The sequence below is a fragment of the Streptomyces sp. NPDC015345 genome (assembly GCF_043078805.1).
Taxonomy (GTDB): Bacteria; Actinomycetota; Actinomycetes; order Streptomycetales; family Streptomycetaceae; genus Streptomyces.
Map to the genome: position 1 here is coordinate 24,491 of NZ_JBIBTX010000012.1, position 2,381 is coordinate 26,871.

The following is a 2,381-nucleotide window of genomic DNA, read 5'->3' on the forward strand; positions in this document are numbered from 1 at the left end:
GGTCCGCCGCGCTCACAGCTCGCAGTCCACCCGGTCGATCGGGTCGCCCATGGCCACCAGGACCTCGCGCTCGCCCTTGAAGGGTTCGCGGCCGTGGGCGAGCCGTATGTTGTCGACGACCATGAGGTCCCCGCGCTGCCAGCGCTCCGCGGTCCTGACCTTCTCGTGGGCGTCGTTGAGCAGTTCGATGGTGGCCCGGTCCACCGGTTCGCCGTTGCCGTGGAAGGTCCGGAAGGGCAGGTCGTCGCCGCACTCGGCGCGCAGCAGCTCGCGCACCTCGTCCTGGAGGCTCCACTCGCTCCAGAAGGCGACGTGGTTGAACCAGGAGGTGTCGCCGCTCTCCGGGTGGCGGATGAGCGCGGACCGGTGCTGCGTGGTGGTGAGCCGGTCACCGTGCCAGCTCGTGGTGAGCCCTTGCGCCGCCGCGTACTTCTCCACCTCGTCGCGGTCGTCGGTGGCGAACGCCTCCTGCCAGGTCAGCCCGTAGTACCCCCAGTAGTTGCGCACCAGCGTCCATCCTTCGTCGGCGAAGCGCCCCACCAGGCCGTCGGGAAGGAGATCGGTGATGGCGCGCATGTCCCCGAGGAAGGTCTCCCCGCCCGCCGTGGGCGGGGTCAGGCAGCCGAACACCAGGAGCTGGGGGAAGCTCAGCGCGTAGCTGTTCTCGTTGTGCAGCCGGATGCGCCGCCTGGCGGGTACGTCGGTGGCGGTGAACACTCCCTTTCCGTACGCGCTGCGGGGCGTCGCCTTCTCCACGTAGTCGGCCGGGCGCCCCACGATCCGGTCGCGCAGCAGGGCGAACTCGTCCGCCGTGGTGAACGGCAGGCCGCGCAGCAGCACCGCGCCGTGCTCCCGGCGCAGGGCGTGGAGGTCGTCGAGGTGCGCCGTGATCCAGTCGGCCGCGTCGGCCACCGTGCGGTGGCGCTCGGTGCCGAGGACGAACGGGGCCTGCCGCGGGTCTGGGTGCATGGGGTACTCCTCCGGGTCGGTGGGTCAGCGTCCGGAGCTGACGGGCAGGTTCAGCAGGCCGCGCAGCGCGGCCGTCGGCCGGCGTCGCAGCCGCCCGGCGCGGCGCAGATCGGGGAGCCGCTCGGCGAGGACGCTCAGTGCCACGTCGGCCTCCATCCGGGCCAGCGGGGCGCCGACACAGTAGTGGGCGCCACTGAGGAACGCCAGGTGCTGGCCCGCGTCGGGCCGGGTGACGTCGAAGCGGTGCGGGTCGGGGAAGACGTCGGGGTCCCGGTTGGCGGCGCCGAGGACGAGCATGAGGACGGTGCCCGACGGCAGCGTCACTCCGCCGAGGTGCAGGGTGTCGCGTACGACGCGGATCGAGTACTGCACCGGCGGGTCGTAGCGCAGCGACTCCTCGGCCACCGCAGGGGCCAGCTTCGGGTCGGCGACGAGGGCCTCCCACTGCTCGCGGTCGGACAGCAGGCGCAGTACCGCGTTGGACACCAGGTTCGTCGTGGTCTCGAACCCGGCGGTGAGCAGGAGCTGGCAGGTGCCGATGATCTCCTGTTCGGGCAGCCGCTCGTCGCCCTGCGGCCTCAGCAGGTCGCTGACGAGGTCGTCGCCGGGTTCGTCGCGGCGCCTGCGGACCAGGTCGGTGAACATGGCGTCGAGTTCGCCGGCCGCCTCGCGGAACTCCGTGGCCTGCCGTACCGAGCGGACCCCGTCGATGGCCCGGCCCGTCACGAGGCCGTAGTGGGCGAAGCGGTCCACGTCGACGTCGGTGATGCCGAGCAGTTCGCTGATCACGGTGATCGGCAGGGGGGAGGCGAAGTCGGTCACGAGGTCGAAGTCACCGCCCCTGTCCAGCGCGGCGTCGAGCAGGCGGTGGGCGACCTCCTCGGTGCGGTGGCGGTACTCGGCGATCTTGCGGGTGCGGAACGCGGGGGCGACGAGCCGTCGCCACCGCATGTGGTCGGCCACCTCACCGTCCAGGAAAGAGGCGTTGCCGCCCCCGGCCTGGGCGTCGGCTGCGGCCGGGGGGCCGTCCGCGGCGGGCTCCGCCGTGCCCGCTTCCTCGTTGCGGCGCCCGAACGCGGAGTCCCGCAGCACCTGGCCGCACAGCTCGTGCGCCGTCACGGCCTGGACTCCGGCCCTGCTCCGGTACACCGGCCCCTCGGCCCGGATGCCCTCGTACAGCGGATAGGGGTCGGCCAGGTGCTCGTGCAGCATCAGCCGGCAGACGAGGTCGCCCCTCCTCGCGTGGCTCCAGAGCACGGCACGCTTGTACTGGAGCCTGGCGGCGCTGCGGAGCTTCTCCGCGTTCGGCATGTCGGTACCCCCGGGTCGGTGGATGCCCTGACTCTTCCAGTGCGACGGCGGTCGGACCAGACCGTTTAGACGGAGCGAAAAGACCCCCTGGCCCCGGCCCT

The 2,381-nt window shown here is 72.3% G+C and carries 2 protein-coding genes; both read right to left on the reverse strand.

Going from position 1 to position 2,381, the window contains the following annotated elements; all coding sequences use genetic code 11:
- Window positions 1-12: 12 nt before the first annotated feature.
- On the reverse strand, window positions 13-969 hold the full coding sequence (locus ACF062_RS35715; protein ID WP_392143851.1) for a TauD/TfdA family dioxygenase: 957 nt from the start codon (window positions 967-969) through the stop codon (window positions 13-15).
- A 24-nt stretch (window positions 970-993) separates the two neighbouring features.
- Window positions 994-2,280: a cytochrome P450 gene (locus tag ACF062_RS35720; protein ID WP_392143853.1), complete on the reverse strand. Its 1,287-nt coding sequence runs from the start codon at window positions 2,278-2,280 to the stop codon at window positions 994-996.
- Between the last annotated feature and the right edge of the window lie 101 nt (window positions 2,281-2,381).